This window comes from Clostridioides sp. ES-S-0006-03, assembly GCF_020662275.1.
Lineage (GTDB): Bacteria > Bacillota > Clostridia > Peptostreptococcales > Peptostreptococcaceae > Clostridioides.
This window is the reverse complement of record NZ_JADGMM010000002.1, coordinates 181,054-195,183: the sequence shown is the minus strand read 5'-3', so window position 1 is coordinate 195,183 and position 14,130 is coordinate 181,054. Positions and strand designations below refer to the sequence as shown.

Genomic DNA, 14,130 nt, shown 5'->3' with positions numbered 1-14,130 from the left:
TAAACTTTAACGTAGTTAACGACTATTCTTACTAAAATCTATTAATATAGATAACTTCAGAAAGTAGCTCCTAGGTAGTTTTCAATCTCTCTAATTTAAAAAGTCTTTCAGCCAATGGACTTTTCTCTCTGATAATCGAATTAGATTTACTCTTCCTATTCATCGCTTTTTTATTTATTATATTGTAATTTATTTTAAACCCTTACAAATAAATTGTCAATAGTTTTTTTAATTTTATTTTTTATACTTAATCTATAAATCCGAAAATTCTATTTCTAATTTTTTACTTAGCTCACTACTGAGCTCTCTTTTATAATTGCATTTTTCACTATTATTGCTTCTAACTGGCAACGAGACAATAAATTCACTTCCAACACCAAGTTGACTTTTTAAAGATATACTACCATCATGTAATTCAACTAAAGATTTCACTAATGAAAGCCCAATTCCACTGCCTTTAACTCTATAAGAAAGTTCATTGTCAATTTGTTCAAACCTATTAAATATTTTATCTATTTTTTCTTTTGGTATACCTATACCACTATCAGATATTTTCATTTCAAACATATTATCTTTCACATATAAAAATATATTTATTTTCCCATTTTCTTTGTTGTACTTAATTCCATTAGAAAGTAAATTCAATATTATTCTTTCCAATTTTTCTGAATCAAATAACATTGAAAATTCCTCTATTTCTGTATCAAATGTAAGTTGTATATTATTTTGACTTGCAAAATCAGCTACAGACATACATATCTCTTCCACAAATGATATTATATCAGACTCTTTTGGCTTAAAATCCAAATATCCCGACTGCATTTTTGTAAAATCTATAACATTATTTACTAATCTCAATATTCTATTTCCATTTTGTTTTACTATACCTAGATTTCTTTTTAGAGTATCATTTGATTCTATTAAGTCTCCCTCTTTCTTTTCTATTACTTGTAATGAAGATGATATTAAATTTATAGGAGTTCTAAGTTCATGAGATAGATTTGCAAAAAACTCCATTCTATTTTTATCCATCTCTTCTTCTAGTTTTTTTCTTCTACTTATATCTCTTGCTGTACCAATTATTCCAATGACACTACCATAACTATCAAAATATGGTCTTTTTGTAATCTCAATACATTTATTTTCGTTATGTATAGTCATATTTGATTCAAATGTAACAATCTTTTTATTTTCAACTACATCCTTATCACTTTTACATATCTTGTCTATAAGAGATTCTTCTGTTGATAACTTATGACTATTCTTACCTAGTAATTCTTCTTTATTCATACATGCTAGATTCAAAAATCCTGAATTAAATCCAATATAATTTCCATATACATCTTTATAAAACATATTCTCTGGTATTGAATGTTCAATCATCTTCATTAAGTTTTTTGAATCATAGTTTTTATTATTATATCCACTGTATATTATATTATCTATTATTCCTATAGTACCTAAAAGTTCACTTTCATCATATAAGAAATATTTTTCAACCATAAAAAATGTTTCTTCGTATTCAAATAGTTTTTGTAAAAATCTTTTTTTACTAGATATTCCTTCTAAATAGTCATCTCTAAATAATTTCCCAGTTCGTTCTCCCCATACTTCTATATCGTTTTTTCCAAATATATCTTTTGTAGTTTTAATTTTGTTATTTAATATTGATATTAAATTTTCACTACAATCTATATATATTCCTTCTTCATCTTTAACATAAGCTAATTTTTCTTTTTTATCAAATGAATCGATTATCTGTCTATAATCGAATACTATTTTACTAAAATACAAAACTACGTACGAATCTCCAACTATTTGTTTTCTTATGTTTATCCAATTTTTAAGTGCTGGAATATATCTTTTTATACAATCTATATTATCTGAGAACAACTCTTTAGAATATTTTTTTGCTCTAAATATAGGTAATACATCTAATATATCTTTATCACAAATTCCCTCTTCTAGTTTCAATACTTGACTCATACCTTTACTTATATATTCCACTCTATATTCTATATCTTCATGTTCTCTTATAATCTTACAGTATAAAAAAGGCACAGGTATATTTTTTATAAAATTCACATATTTATTATGGATATCCATATCCTAACCACGACCTCTCAATGTTATTTATAATAATACTTCTTAAGTAATTATATGACATTTTTCTATTAATTATAACATATTTCATAACAAATATTTTCAAATAAATTTAATTTTATGTAATTTATTATTTGTTTATAATTATTTGTGTCGCTTTTTTTTCATCGGTAATGACATGTGTTATGTATCCAGTCTTCAGTGCACCTGTTATTGAATCTATACTAGAATCTGAACATATAGCTATTACTTTTTTTGCCTTTTTTAATTTTTCAAGAGGTATTTGTATGACATAATCACTATCACTTTTAATTATTTCTCCATCTTTATTAAAATAATAAGATAAAAAGGAACCTATTGCTTTTTCTTTTGTAAGCTTCTTTCCAAATCTAATCGCAGTAGCTTGGTCTGGAACCTGAGGATAATTATCAACAGATAAAATTATTGTATCTATATTATCCCATTTTTTCTCCATACTCTGATAATTTTCAGTTTTCAAATAGATATTTCGCTCTTCACTACTAGTTGGAAATGCAGGCGCATATAAAAATACAGGACTAAATCCTGTACTATTTGAAAATACAGATATTAATTCATTAGGGTGATATCCTTTATTTGGTATGTTAGCCATTCCAACCAGTGGATATACTTCTCCTTTAAAAGTAAAAGTATCCTCACTCTTTTGTATTTCTTCTATTATATTACCTATAGTATATCCCCATCCTATACCGACATTACTAACCTTAGGTAATTCTTCTTTTATATATTTTATTCCATGACTTAGTATAGTTTGTTGAGTTATATATTCGGTTTTAGCTTCTGGTACTATTAGTCCACCTCTAATGTTAAATATCTCTTTCATCTGATTCATCAGCAAATCATTACTAGAAAATAGTTCCCTAATCTCTATCTTTACTATTCCAATTTCTTTTGCTTTATTTAACATTTTACTTATCAATGGTCTTGATACTCCTAAAATTTTTGCAATCTCTGCTTGAGTTTTATTATCTTCATAATACATTTTTGATACTTCTACTAATTTCAACATTTCGTTTTCAATAGTCATATTTTCATCCTTTCAAAGCTAATTCTAAGATAAAATTATCTCATTAGATAAAATTTGTCAAGTTGTATAAAAAATTTAAAAAGCCCAGAAAAATTCTGGGCTTTTTAGCTTAATTATTAACATTCTTGCATTAATTCAATTATAAAACCACCATTAATTATAAATGCACATTTTAAGTTATCTCCTACTTTAAAAGGTTCTACAATTACTTCATTCTCACTCAGATATTTGTCCATATTTTTTACTTTATATGCAACATGAGGATTTTTTTGCATTATTTCTGGAAGTGGACTTCCTTCAACAAATCTTAAATATTCATATTTGAAATCTGTGTATTTTGGGTCTGTTATATACACCTTCAATTCTTCATTAAACTCTTCATGCTCTTGTGGCTTATCTGTTATAACACCTATATGTACAAATTCCATAAATTCCCCTCCAATTATATTAAAACCTATATATTAAACTTATACTACTTATACTCTTCTTTTAATTCTTCAAATAACTTGTATGCTTGTTCTGGAGTATTGTTTTCATGAACTACAGCCTTTATTGCCTTTATCATAGCTTTTGGATTTTCTGATTGGAATACATTTCTTCCCATATCAACTCCTGCTGCTCCTTCATTTATAGCTCTATAAGCCATTTCTAACGCTTCTTTTTCTGGAACTTTTTTCCCTCCTGCTATAACTATTGGAACTGGACAAGCAGATGTTATTTTCTCAAAATCCTCACAATAATAAGTCTTTACTATACTTGCTCCAAATTCAGCTAACATCCTAGTGGCTAATAGAAAATATTTTGCAGTTCTTTCCATCTCTTTACCTACTGCAACGACACCCAAAACTGGTATTGAATATCTATTTCCCATATCTATTGTTTTGACTAAATTTTCTATAGCCTTACACTCACCTTCAGCCCCCATAAATGTCTGTATAGCTAGGCATGATGCATTCATTCTTATAGCATCTTCTATATCAACTCCTATAACCTCCCTACTCATATCCTCTCTGAGTACGGAACTACCAGCCGAACATCTAAGTGCTATAGCTTTATCTTGAGTGGGATTTATACACGTTCTTAAAGCTCCCCTTGTAGCCATAAGACAATCTGCATCTTCTATAAGTTCAGGTATTGAAAGGTCTAATCTTTCTAATCCTTGAGTAGGACCCATTATATATCCATGGTCAAAAGCTAACATCAATGATTTTCCTGTTTTAGGATTAAATATCTTTGATAATCTATTTTTCATTCCCCAATCTACATTGTCCATTCCTTTTAAATAAAAACTTTGTTGAGGTGGTTTTATCCCTATTCCATAATCTTTTGGTAATATTATTCCATCTTTATCTGCCATTTTTTATCTCCCTTTAATTTAGTCTAATTTTTTTTAAAGTAAGGCGTATTACATGGTGAATTGAAGTATCTCAATAATTCATCATCCATTCTAGCTATAAATAGTTGGAATCCAGCTGTTTCTTGAGTAGTCAAAAGTTCTCCAACACAATTTGAAACTATTTCTATATTTTTTTCTTGTAATATTCTATGGCACTTTCTATAAACTATTAACATTTCCATTAAAGTAGTAGCTCCTGAACCATTAACTACTAACATTACTTTTTCACCATCTTCGATATCCAAATCCTTTATTAAAGCTTGTGTCATTATTTCAGCAGTTTCATCAGCAGACTTCATTTCCATACGTCCACCTCCACCTTCTCCATGTTGCCCCATTCCTATTTCCATCTCATTTTCTCCAAGTTCAGAAATTACCATACCTGTAGATGGATGAGTTGCTCCTTTACATGCAACAGCTATAGTTGCCATATTATCAGCAAATTTTTGTGCTATTTCTGCAACTTCATCTAAAGATTTTCCTTCTTTAGCAGCCCCTGCAGCTATTTTATATAAAGGTATACATCCAACCAATCCTCTTCTATCATCACTATTTTCTCTCGGTGCATTTGCTATATCTTCTTGAGTAACAACTTTTCTAACATTTAATCCTTCTTTTTTAACTTGTTTCATAACAAGGTTTCCTGTCAACATATCTCCTGCATGATTAAGAACTACAAATAATACACCTTTCCCTTTGTCTGCCATCTTTATAGCCTCTAAACAAGAATTTGGTCCTGGAGCGGCAAATACATCTCCGACTACAGCTATATCAACCATTCCATCTCCAACAAATCCACTCAAAGCTGGTTCATGACCTGCTCCTCCTAAAGTAACTATTGTTACTCTGTCTTCTTCTTCCAACTTTTTGTTTATTACTAAATTTGAATCTGTAACTCTTAGTAACTCCGAATTTGAAAGTTCTAAACCTTCTAAAACTTCTCTAGTTAAATCTTCTGCTTGGTTAATAAATTTTTTCATTGACATGATAAATTCCCCCTATTAAATTTGTTATATTGATTAATTGCTGTGTTAATCTCTTTTATAATGCGTCATATAAACCTTTAAACATTAATGATATAGAAACAGCGCCTGGGTCCATATGCCCTAAACTTCTTTCCCCTATACTTTTTGCTCGTCCAAATTTTGCTATGTAAGTTTTAGTGCTTTCTGCGCCTTCTACTGCTTTCTCATAACCCACTTTAAAAACATCTTTTATGTTGTCACTTTCAATAGTATGCATAGCATCTATTGCTGGGTATAATGCATCTACTAGTGTTTTTTGACCTACTTTAGCAGTAGAAATAAGAGATAAATTTTCTCTTGCTTCAATAAACATATCTTTTACTTCTTCTATTTTAAGTTCTTTTTTATATTCTATTCCTTCAGCCATTCCCTCAAATATAGTTCCCCATAAAGGTCCTGCTGACCCTCCATTTACATTCATACATAAAGTACTCAAATCTTCATTAATTGATTTTATACTATCATCATCATGCTCTTCTAGAGCCCTTTTTCTCATACAATCAGCTATTCTATCTATAGTAACTCCATGGTCACCATCTCCAACTATACCATCTAATTCACATAAATATATCTTATTTTCTTTTAATATTTCTGCTGCACTTATTAGCATTTTTCTCCATGTAACTGTTGACAACATTGAATCATCTCCTTACCAATATCTTAACTCAATATTATCATATGTAATAACAAATGTAAATTATTTTCAGAAAACGTTTTTACAAAATTTACATTTGCAATATCAAATACCAATTTTTATTTTAATATTTTACTTTAACATTTCATTTCTTATCTTTCTAAAATACAATCTTGAATTTAATTCATAACCTACAACAATAACCCAACTACTAAAATATATCCATGTCATAAGTACAATTATTTCAGCTATGCTTCCATAGATTACTTCATAGTTAGCATAATAGTTTGTATAATAAGAATAGAAAAATGATACTACAAACCAAGCAAACGTAGCAAAAATAGCACCTGGAGCAGATTCTTTCATAGTCAAACTCTTATTAGGTGTATACTTATACAAAAATGTAAATATTACTATTATTGTTGCAATACCTACAGTGTATCTTAGAATATCCCATATTTTTATGAATATCTCATCTAATCCTATAAAGTTAAAAATAAAATAACCTATCTTCTCTCCATAAACCAAAAATATCATAGATAAAAAAATCAATACCAAAAGCATAATCGTAAATAAAAATGATATAGATAAGATTTTTAAAAAAGACCTAGTTTCTTTAACTTTATAAGCTCTATTCATTCCTTTAATAAGTGCTTTTACTGCCCTTGAAGATGTCCACATCGTAAGTACAAAACTGACAGCTAAAAAATTTAAACTTCTATTGTCTATTGCAGAAACTATAATTGAAGATAATACATCAAAAGCACTCTCTGGCATCATGTTTCTAAATAAGGCTATATATTTATTTAAATGAAGAACTGGTATATATGCTATAGAACTTATTGTAAATATTAAAAAAGGAAATATAGACAACATTAAGAAAAAAGATACTTCTGCTGATTTTGAACTTAACTCACTATAATTAGATTTTGCTACTATATATTCAATTAATTTCTTATCTATCCCAAACATAAATATCCCCTTTTCTCTAATATTAATTTCATTATACAATATTAATTATACTCAGATTCATACCATAATATAATTATTTAAACAAAAATAAAGTAAATAAAAGCTGAAAATAATAATTCTACTAATATTTTAATTTTTTAATCACTGAAAATAAAAAGTATAATCTTGAATTAAATATATATTATTGGACTATAATTATGATTATATACAAGCTTCTAGTGGTATTAATTTAAAAGGATAAAATTCGAGATGTATTTTCTAATTGAATTGACAACACAAAAAGGTTTTTTAAAGTAACAACAAATAAAAATATTAAACAAACTAGTATTAGCAGGGTAACTTTTAAATTTATTATATTTTCTTCTTAAACAATTATTGATTATATCAAATCAATATTAATCTTATGCTTATAATTTAAGAAATATGTAATAAAAGTTAAGTATTTATGGTTATAATGTTTATCTTTTGAATAAAATACATTATAATTAAAAGTAAAGTTGCAAATTTGCTATAATTTTAACAAGTTAATTTTCAGAATTATACAAATTTTACATTAATTGTTAATGCAAATTCTATTTAAATAATATTTTTATATTCAAAAATAAATAAAACGGAGGTCTTAAAATATGAGTAACTTTATAATATGTAATTATTGTGGAGACAAGATAGACAAATCTAAAAATAAGTATATAACTTACTCTGAAAAAGATAGTTGTAATGAAGTAAATATTTGTACTAATTGTGCTTTAGACTTATTAGAAAAAACTAATGAAAAATCAAAGATTAAATCTGCAAAAGCTTTAATAAAACAAATAGGATAAAGACACAATATAAATTGTATAAATAAGAAAAGCACCTTTTAATTATAGGTGCTTTTTCTATATATAGGTAACTTCATAAGGTATTAAGGTAGATTAATACAAATATATATTATAATCTATTCTATTTATTTAACTCTTTATATTTCCTTATTTTTAAATATTAAACTCAGATTCATAGCAGTAGCACATATACTGTATTTTACTTCTGTTGGCACATAATCTACTCCATTTATAAAATCTACCAAATATTGTTCTTCAACATGTGCAACTTTAGCTATAAATTCAATATTAATTTCATATATCTCAATTAGTAAACTTAAAATACCTCTAAGCCTAGAATCTGAATCAACATCTATAGTATATTCGAGTTGCAAAACAAAATTTATCCATCTTGCCCATACGTCTAAATCTGCTGTAAATTCTTTTTCATATTTTTTATAATTTCTTAGTTTTTCTGATTCTATTTTAATCAAATTTGATAAAATATCTTCATTTATGTGATATTCATCAATTAATTTATTAAGTAAAGGTTCTATGTAATCACTATCAATCTTTTTTACTTCCATATAAGTTAAACTCCTCTAAGTAAAATTAGTAAGTATCTTTTTATTATATCACACTTAAATAGTCTCAATTATAATAAAGAAATTTTAAAAACTTGAAATATAAACTTTTTTGTTTCTTTATTTCTTATTGTAATATTTTAGTAACTCTTTATTCTTATTCTCTTGTTATACTTTGATTAAGAAAATCAAATATAAGTTACTGATTATTTTATGAAAAACATTTTAAAATATTAATATTTACAAGGAGGAAATACAATGAATAAAAGAGCAAAACAAGCATTCTTTCAAACAATCCCAAACTTAATAATTGTATTATTAGCACTCATATTTGCATTTTATACTAATACTTTTGACCTTGATTTAAAAGTATTACTCTTATTACCTATAGTATATATTGTTTTATTTTTATATTATTATACAAGACTGAGATAGATTAGTAGTAAGTATGAAAAATAAATCTATTTTCAAAACAAATGTCTTTAAAGTTTACATGCTAAGAAAATATACTGTTGTATAAAATTTAATAAATCATTTATTACAAATATAACAAAAACTGTCAAAACAAATAATTAAAATAATAATTTTCGTAAAATACTTTTTAATTAAAAAACTGGCTAACTTTCAGTTAAATGTCAACCAGTTTTTTATAATGCTTTTATTTAAATACAAATAAAATTGCATCTTTAATACTTATTTATTATTCTTTTATGTAGCAATTTAGTCTATTTTATTTTAATTTTGATACCATAATATCTATATATTCTTTTAAACCTCTAAGCTTTTCATCTGCTTCAGCATCACTAGTTCCTTTTACAGCTATATAAAATTTCAGCTTTGGCTCTGTCCCAGATGGTCTTATAGCTACCCAAGACTCATCTTCCAAGAAATATTTTAAAACATCAGATTTAGGGAGATTATCTACACCATTTTTGTAGTCTTTTTTATCAATTACCTTTATATTATTTATACAATCAATTTGATTTTCTCTAAAATAAGATATTATCTCTTTTATTTTTTCCACACCTTCTATACCTTTTAAAGTTAAAGATATAGTCTGTTCTTTAAAGAATCCATATTTCTTATATAGTTCTATTAAGCCTTCATATAAGCTCATGCCTTTTGAATAGTAAAATGCTGCCATTTCAGATATTAATAATGATGAAACAACACCGTCTTTATCTCTTGCATGAGTTCCAACTAAATAACCATAACTTTCTTCATATCCAAATACATAATTTCTATCTTTATTTTCTTCAAATAATTTTATTTTTTCACCAATAAATTTAAAACCTGTAAGAACATTTAGTACATCAACATTATTTTCTTTTGCTATATCCGCTCCAAATTCTGATGTAACTATAGTTTTTATCATTGTAGGATTTTCTTTTAATTGATTATTTTCTTTTAAGCCTTCTATTATATAGTGTGTCAACATTCCACCAATTTGATTCCCTGTAAGTAATACATATTCCCCTGTAGTGGTTCTTACAGCTACACCTACTCTATCACAATCTGGGTCAGTTGCTATTACAAGGTCTGCTCCTTTTTCTTTTGCAAGCAATATTCCTCTGTTTAAAGCTTTTTTCTCTTCTGGATTTGGGTAGTCAAGCCCTGCAAAATTTGGGTCTGGATTTTCTTCTTCTGGAACCACTAATATGTTTTCAAATCCTACTTCTTTTAATGCTCTTCTTATTGGAATATTGCCAGTTCCACAAAGAGGTGTATAAACTATTTTAAAATTTTTACCTACGCTTTTTACTAAATCTTTTCTTATAACTTGACTTTTTACAGCTTCTATAAATTCAGTATCCTGTGTTTCGTCCAATAAGACTACTAAATTTTTATTAGCTTCATTTAAAGTTGGTATTATACTATAATCATGTATGCTATTTACTTTTTCTGTTATTGCATTTGCAATATCTGGCATAACTTGTGCCCCATCTTCCCAGTATACTTTGTATCCATTGTATTCAGGTGGATTATGGCTAGCTGTTATAACTATCCCTGCTATTGCATTTAGATTTCTAACAGCAAAGGACAATTCTGGAGTAGTTCTTAAACTATCAAATATATATGCCTTTATACCACACGCTGCTAATGTATTTGCAGATTCTATACAAAATTCTCTAGATTTATGCCTATTATCATGAGCTATTACTACGCCCCTATTTTTTTCTTCCTCTGTAGTATTTTCTAGTATATAGTTTGCCAATCCAAAAGTAGCTCTTCTAACTGTATATTTGTTAATTCTATTAGTTCCTGCTTCAATTACACCTCTAAGACCAGCCGTTCCAAATTCTAAATCTTTATAAAATCTATCTTCTATCTCTTTTTCATTATCTTTTATTTTATCTAATTCTAGTTTTGTATCTTCATCAAAATATGAACTCTTTACCCATTCTTCATAAGTTTTAGTATAATCCATAATAAAATCCTCCCTATTTTATCCATTTATTATAATTGCATAGATAAACCTTTTTTATATAATTATGACTCTTCTATATACTTATTAATTGACTTAATAAAAATATTTGCAATTATTCTATGACCTTCCTTAGTTGGATGTAATCCATCAAAATATAATTTTTTATATCCTTCTTTTTCCATACTCTTATTATATTCAGAATAAAAATCTACAAAATCAGTATTAAATGTCACACTAAATTTTTTTATCCAATAATTATATGACTCTAACTTTTTTGATACTGTATTAAAATCCGTAAAGCTACTCCAATCTTCCCTAACATTTGGAATATCTGGTCTCAGTGGTATACCTATTATTGGTATAATATTTTTTGCATATGCTTGATGTACCATAGCCATTATATTAGAATTAATAACTTCATTTCCTGCTCCAGCAATAAAATCATTAGTACCACCCATTATAAAAACCATATCGGGAGAATTCTGTAAAACATCTTCATTAAATCTAACTAACATACCACTTGTTGTATCACCATTTATACCCTTATTTATTATTTCTAAACCAGTCTCCTGACTCACAATGTTTGTCCATGAATTACTTCGTGATACTCCAAATCCATATGTTAAACTGTCTCCTAAGCAGACTATTTTCATCTTATCCCCCCTTAGCTATGTTTTTTCTGTTTTAAGAATAATCTAACAGTTTAATTAATTCATATTTTATACTTTTTTTCCTTCTAAGTAAAGTTATTATATTCACTAAATTAATACACATATACATCTAGACTCTGTCTCCCCCAATTAGATGCTTTTCCTTCACTATTCATAAATATATCTATTCTGTTCCCTTTAATTGCACCTCCACAGTCTTCTGCAACAAATGTCATACCTAATCTAGGTATATATACTTTTGTTCCATATGGTATTATATTTGGGTCAACTGCAATTACCCCCCATCTTGGTGTTGTACCAGTAGATGTTATAGTATCTCCTGCATATGCAGTAGCAACTACTCTCATATGTTTTCCTCCTCTTGTATTTGCTCCTCTTGATGCAATTAATACTTTTTCTTTAGTTCCATTTTTTATAATTTTTGTAGTTGGTTCTTTAGAAATCACTTCTTTTGATAAGACTTTTTTGACTAGCTTTCCATCATGGTAAGTTAAATTATAGACTAGTTTTTTCTCTCCCTCTATTCCCTCCTGATAGACTTTAGATTTTCCTTTTACTAAATTGCTATCATTCATATGTTTTGTGTCAAATGGTATTTTTTCAAATTCTTCTTTTTGATTTTTAGTTACTTTAACAACCTTGATTTTCATGTTATCCTTTAATTCTGTATTCAAACTTGGATTAATTTTATCTTCAGAATTGTATTTCACTCCCTGTTCATCCAAAAGTTCTTCAACTGTCTTTTTAAATGAAGACACTTTTTGTTCTTGGCCTTTAACAGTTAGACTTATCTCTTCTTTATTTAATATAGAATATATACTTACTAAACTCATTAAAATTGATACACTTAATAAAGATGATATTATTATTTTCTTTTCTCTTTTCTCCATAATATTTCCCCTTTCATGTTCAAATTTTAAATTAACTTATTTATTACAGTTTTAATCTTATATTATATATGTATATTATAACTTTCTAAATTTATGTAACTTTTTTGTAACTTCTAAATTTGTTTTATTCATAATTTTTTTATATTCTACGGTTAATGACTTATTTCATACAAATTAAATCTCTATGTTTGATAACTTATTTCATGCAAATAAAAAGCTAGAAACAAGATATTTACTTTATTAAGTATCCTGATTTCCAGCTTTTTATTTACTAATTTCAGTTCGTCACACTAAACATTTATTTATCTTTTAACATTTTCTCCAATTCTGAAACCTTTTTAATTATAGATTCAAAAATTGGTTCTTCTCTTAATTCATTAAAACTATTATCATTAAACATGATAAGTAGATTAGTATATACATTAAAAGTATATGAATTTCTAGATTTTACTTTATCAAAAAACATCATTTGACTTGTATCTGAACTTTCATGTAGGTGATATTTTTCTAATATTTCATTTAAACCATATAAAGCTTCTTTAGCTTCTTCTTTCATATTAAAAAATAAGAAATTTAAAGATAACTCTATGTAGTCCATGTATATTCCAAAAAAAGCTCCTCTATTTTCACTAAATTTCTTCTTTATTTCTAAAGATATATTTGCATATCCTAATGATTTATTTTTTATATATTCCATTTCTTTTTCTGTTGTTTTTTTGTTATAGCTTCCATCATCTAATTCTTTCTTTAATTCTTTATATTTATTTTTACATACATTAATTAATCCTTTACAATCCAGAGTTGCATTAAATACATCGCTAAATAATTTATTTTGAAGTAATGTTTCTGCTTCATCCAATCTATTCTGACTTAAATATATCATAGCTAAATTAACACTTGTGTCTCCTATTGCTTTATGTATCATATTTAAATATAATTCTGCCTTTTCGTAATCGTCTAACATATAATATGCATTTGATAAAATAAGAAGCGCTGTTTCTTTGATCTGAATATCATCTGTATTTCTAACTATATCTTCAAGAATATTTGTTGTTTCTTTAATTTTACTATTGAATTTATCTTTACCAAATTTATATGAATACATTTGGTATAGCGAACTTATTTTTAACTTTAGCAGATAACTTTGAGGATATTTCTCCATATACATATTAGCAAGTCTTTCTACAGATTCTAAATCTTCTTTAAATTCTTCTAATGGTTCCTCTATTAATAAATCAATTTCTACTTTAGCAAGAGTTGCTTCTAGTTCTTTATAGACTTTCATTACTTCATCTTCACTTAAATCTACTTTATAGTTTAAAAGTTTATCAACAGATACATTAAAAAAATCTGCTAATACTGGCAATAGTTCTATATCTGGATAAGAGTTTCCACTTTCCCATTTAGATACTGCTGGTGTTGACACTCCTATAAACTTTGCTAATTGTTCTTGTGTTAAACTTTTTTCTTTTCTCAATGTTTGTATGACTTCACCTATTTTAATTCGCATATATACCTCCTTAATGTATATCTCTTAATTTAAGTATATTAAAAAAGCATT

14 protein-coding genes and 1 other annotated feature (1 of these 15 only partly in view) are annotated in these 14,130 nt (G+C 26.7%); of the genes, 2 read left to right on the top strand and 12 right to left on the bottom strand.

Going from position 1 to position 14,130, the window contains the following annotated elements:
* Positions 1 to 172: a binding site (T-box leader), on the bottom strand (it extends 69 nt beyond the left edge of the window).
* 80 nt (positions 173 to 252) lie between these two features.
* From IR151_RS03055 to IR151_RS03025, 7 genes are all read right to left on the bottom strand, one after another.
* Positions 253 to 2,106, bottom strand: coding sequence for an ATP-binding protein (locus tag IR151_RS03055; protein ID WP_227433001.1), 1,854 nt, complete (start codon positions 2,104 to 2,106; stop codon positions 253 to 255).
* A 127-nt stretch (positions 2,107 to 2,233) separates the two neighbouring features.
* Positions 2,234 to 3,169, bottom strand: coding sequence for a sugar-binding transcriptional regulator (locus tag IR151_RS03050; RefSeq protein WP_227433000.1), 936 nt, complete (start codon positions 3,167 to 3,169; stop codon positions 2,234 to 2,236).
* 116 nt (positions 3,170 to 3,285) lie between these two features.
* On the bottom strand, positions 3,286 to 3,597 hold the full coding sequence (locus IR151_RS03045; protein WP_227432999.1) for a hypothetical protein: 312 nt from the start codon (positions 3,595 to 3,597) through the stop codon (positions 3,286 to 3,288).
* Positions 3,598 to 3,641: 44 nt separating this feature from the next.
* Positions 3,642 to 4,526 carry a 3-hydroxy-5-phosphonooxypentane-2,4-dione thiolase gene (gene lsrF / locus IR151_RS03040; RefSeq protein WP_227432997.1) on the bottom strand — a complete coding sequence of 295 codons (885 nt, stop codon included), beginning with the start codon at positions 4,524 to 4,526 and terminating at the stop codon, positions 3,642 to 3,644.
* A gap of 23 nt (positions 4,527 to 4,549) precedes the next feature.
* A complete protein-coding gene (locus IR151_RS03035) occupies positions 4,550 to 5,551 on the bottom strand; it encodes a dihydroxyacetone kinase subunit DhaK (RefSeq protein WP_227432995.1) in 1,002 nt (333 codons plus the stop codon).
* A gap of 55 nt (positions 5,552 to 5,606) precedes the next feature.
* Entirely contained in the window at positions 5,607 to 6,227 is a 621-nt protein-coding gene (locus tag IR151_RS03030) for a dihydroxyacetone kinase subunit L (protein ID WP_227432993.1), read from the bottom strand.
* A 129-nt stretch (positions 6,228 to 6,356) separates the two neighbouring features.
* The gene (locus IR151_RS03025) at positions 6,357 to 7,196 is read right to left on the bottom strand and encodes a YihY/virulence factor BrkB family protein (protein WP_227432991.1); all 840 of its coding nucleotides are present in this window, start codon (positions 7,194 to 7,196) and stop codon (positions 6,357 to 6,359) included.
* A gap of 626 nt (positions 7,197 to 7,822) precedes the next feature.
* On the opposite strand from IR151_RS03025, the gene IR151_RS03020 reads away from it, so the two are divergent.
* Entirely contained in the window at positions 7,823 to 8,017 is a 195-nt protein-coding gene (locus IR151_RS03020) for a DNA-directed RNA polymerase (protein ID WP_227432990.1), read from the top strand.
* A gap of 137 nt (positions 8,018 to 8,154) precedes the next feature.
* On the opposite strand, the gene IR151_RS03015 is transcribed toward IR151_RS03020, so the two are convergent.
* The gene (locus IR151_RS03015) at positions 8,155 to 8,583 is read right to left on the bottom strand and encodes an HTH domain-containing protein (RefSeq protein WP_227432988.1); all 429 of its coding nucleotides are present in this window, start codon (positions 8,581 to 8,583) and stop codon (positions 8,155 to 8,157) included.
* Between the two features lie 255 nt (positions 8,584 to 8,838).
* On the opposite strand from IR151_RS03015, the gene IR151_RS03010 reads away from it, so the two are divergent.
* Positions 8,839 to 9,015 carry a hypothetical protein gene (locus IR151_RS03010; RefSeq protein ID WP_227432987.1) on the top strand — a complete coding sequence of 59 codons (177 nt, stop codon included), beginning with the start codon at positions 8,839 to 8,841 and terminating at the stop codon, positions 9,013 to 9,015.
* A gap of 295 nt (positions 9,016 to 9,310) precedes the next feature.
* Here IR151_RS03010 and IR151_RS03005 read toward each other — a convergent pair whose 3' ends face one another.
* The 4 genes from IR151_RS03005 to IR151_RS02990 form a co-directional block, all read right to left on the bottom strand.
* On the bottom strand, positions 9,311 to 11,008 hold the full coding sequence (locus IR151_RS03005) for a phospho-sugar mutase (protein ID WP_227432985.1): 1,698 nt from the start codon (positions 11,006 to 11,008) through the stop codon (positions 9,311 to 9,313).
* Positions 11,009 to 11,070: 62 nt separating this feature from the next.
* The gene (locus IR151_RS03000) at positions 11,071 to 11,661 is read right to left on the bottom strand and encodes an SGNH/GDSL hydrolase family protein (protein ID WP_227432984.1); all 591 of its coding nucleotides are present in this window, start codon (positions 11,659 to 11,661) and stop codon (positions 11,071 to 11,073) included.
* A gap of 110 nt (positions 11,662 to 11,771) precedes the next feature.
* Positions 11,772 to 12,569 carry a 3D domain-containing protein gene (locus IR151_RS02995; RefSeq protein WP_227432982.1) on the bottom strand — a complete coding sequence of 266 codons (798 nt, stop codon included), beginning with the start codon at positions 12,567 to 12,569 and terminating at the stop codon, positions 11,772 to 11,774.
* 298 nt (positions 12,570 to 12,867) lie between these two features.
* Positions 12,868 to 14,079 (bottom strand): helix-turn-helix transcriptional regulator, encoded by a 1,212-nt coding sequence (locus tag IR151_RS02990; RefSeq protein WP_227432981.1) that lies wholly within the window; start codon positions 14,077 to 14,079, stop codon positions 12,868 to 12,870.
* Positions 14,080 to 14,130: the final 51 nt, after the last annotated feature.

Coding starts and splice junctions, on each gene's coding strand:
- IR151_RS03035 (WP_227432995.1), bottom strand. CDS start 5,551: ATGTCAATGAAAAAATTTATTAACCAAGCAGAAGATTTAACTAGAGAA.
- IR151_RS03015 (WP_227432988.1), bottom strand. CDS start 8,583: ATGGAAGTAAAAAAGATTGATAGTGATTACATAGAACCTTTACTTAAT.
- IR151_RS03050 (WP_227433000.1), bottom strand. CDS start 3,169: ATGACTATTGAAAACGAAATGTTGAAATTAGTAGAAGTATCAAAAATG.
- IR151_RS03045 (WP_227432999.1), bottom strand. CDS start 3,597: ATGGAATTTGTACATATAGGTGTTATAACAGATAAGCCACAAGAGCAT.
- IR151_RS03025 (WP_227432991.1), bottom strand. CDS start 7,196: ATGTTTGGGATAGATAAGAAATTAATTGAATATATAGTAGCAAAATCT.
- IR151_RS03010 (WP_227432987.1), top strand. CDS start 8,839: ATGAATAAAAGAGCAAAACAAGCATTCTTTCAAACAATCCCAAACTTA.
- IR151_RS03005 (WP_227432985.1), bottom strand. CDS start 11,008: ATGGATTATACTAAAACTTATGAAGAATGGGTAAAGAGTTCATATTTT.
- IR151_RS02990 (WP_227432981.1), bottom strand. CDS start 14,079: ATGCGAATTAAAATAGGTGAAGTCATACAAACATTGAGAAAAGAAAAA.
- IR151_RS02995 (WP_227432982.1), bottom strand. CDS start 12,569: ATGGAGAAAAGAGAAAAGAAAATAATAATATCATCTTTATTAAGTGTA.
- IR151_RS03030 (WP_227432993.1), bottom strand. CDS start 6,227: ATGTTGTCAACAGTTACATGGAGAAAAATGCTAATAAGTGCAGCAGAA.
- lsrF (WP_227432997.1), bottom strand. CDS start 4,526: ATGGCAGATAAAGATGGAATAATATTACCAAAAGATTATGGAATAGGG.
- IR151_RS03055 (WP_227433001.1), bottom strand. CDS start 2,106: ATGGATATCCATAATAAATATGTGAATTTTATAAAAAATATACCTGTG.
- IR151_RS03000 (WP_227432984.1), bottom strand. CDS start 11,661: ATGAAAATAGTCTGCTTAGGAGACAGTTTAACATATGGATTTGGAGTA.
- IR151_RS03020 (WP_227432990.1), top strand. CDS start 7,823: ATGAGTAACTTTATAATATGTAATTATTGTGGAGACAAGATAGACAAA.